This is a genomic window from Achromobacter spanius (genome assembly GCF_039673305.1).
In the GTDB taxonomy this organism is placed as follows: domain Bacteria; phylum Pseudomonadota; class Gammaproteobacteria; order Burkholderiales; family Burkholderiaceae_B; genus Achromobacter; species Achromobacter spanius_F.
This window is the reverse complement of sequence record NZ_JBDJLJ010000128.1, coordinates 1-1,074: the sequence shown is the minus strand read 5'-3', so window position 1 is coordinate 1,074 and position 1,074 is coordinate 1. Positions and strand designations below refer to the sequence as shown.

The window sequence follows — 1,074 nt, the reverse complement described above, 5'->3', positions numbered from 1 at the left end:
TGAGCTAGCCCGGGTTTTCCGGACACCCGAAGAAGTAGACAATACTTGAAGGAGGTGTCCCATGGATAAATCCAAACCCGAAGCCAAGCCGAGCGATGTCAAGCGCCAGTACCACAGCCGAGAATTCAAAATCGAGGCAGTGCGGCAGTTGGAGGAAGGCAAGATCAGCGGTACGCAGTTGGCACTGATGCTGGGCGTGAAGCGCTCGATTATCTACCGATGGAAGAAAGAGCTGGCAATGCACGGGCCAGACGTTTCGTTTCCCGGCAAAGGCAAAACGCGTACCGACGAGCAGACCGAGATCCAACGCCTCAAGCGTCAGCTTGCCGAGGTCACCGAAGAGCGCGACATCCTAAAAAAAGCGGCAGCGTACTTTGCGCGGGAACTGCCGTGAGGTACGCCTTTGTGCAGGCTCATCAGCAGCAGTTCCGAGTCGCTCGGCTATGCCGGGCGTTGCAGGTCAGCCGCAGCGGTTATTACGAGTGGCGACGTCGCGCGCCGTGTGCAAGACAGCAAGAAGACGTTAAGTTACTGGCGGCGATCGAGCAAACGCATAGGGCTTATCGGCAAGCGTACGGTGCCGAGAAGACTTGGCGCGCGCTCAATGCCAGTGGTGTGGCTTGCGGCAAGCATCGCGTTGCACGCTTGCGCCGCCAGGCGGGCATCGAGGCACTGCGTAAGCAACGGTTCCGCAGACTGGAGAAACACTCGCTACTCGGGCCGGCACCGAACCGCCTGGAACGACGGTTCACGGTGCATTGCCCCAACAAAGTCTGGGTAGGCGATATCACGGTGGTATCGACGCGAACAGGTTGGCTGTATCTCGCGGTACTGCTGGATCTTTACTCGCGCTCAGTAGTCGGTTGGAGCATGTCCGACAAGCGAGACCGAAGTCTGGTTATCCAGGCATTGCTGATGGCCATGACCAGGCGCAAGCCGCAACCGGGACTGATGCATCACAGCGATCGAGGCGCTCAATACAGTTCAGCCGAGTATCGTGCAATGCTGACGGGCAACGGCATTACCATCAGCATGAGCGCCAAAGGCGATCCTTACGATAATGCAGTGGCAGAG

2 protein-coding genes are annotated in these 1,074 nt (G+C 58.2%); both read left to right on the top strand.

What is annotated here, in order from left to right:
* The first annotated feature begins 61 nt into the window (after positions 1-61).
* Positions 62-394, top strand: coding sequence for a transposase (locus ABE485_RS31145; RefSeq protein ID WP_346519107.1), 333 nt, complete (start codon positions 62-64; stop codon positions 392-394).
* On the top strand, positions 391-1,074 hold a 684-nt coding region (locus ABE485_RS31140; RefSeq protein WP_346519106.1), incomplete at its 3' end, for an IS3 family transposase. The genes ABE485_RS31145 and ABE485_RS31140, both read left to right, overlap by 4 nt.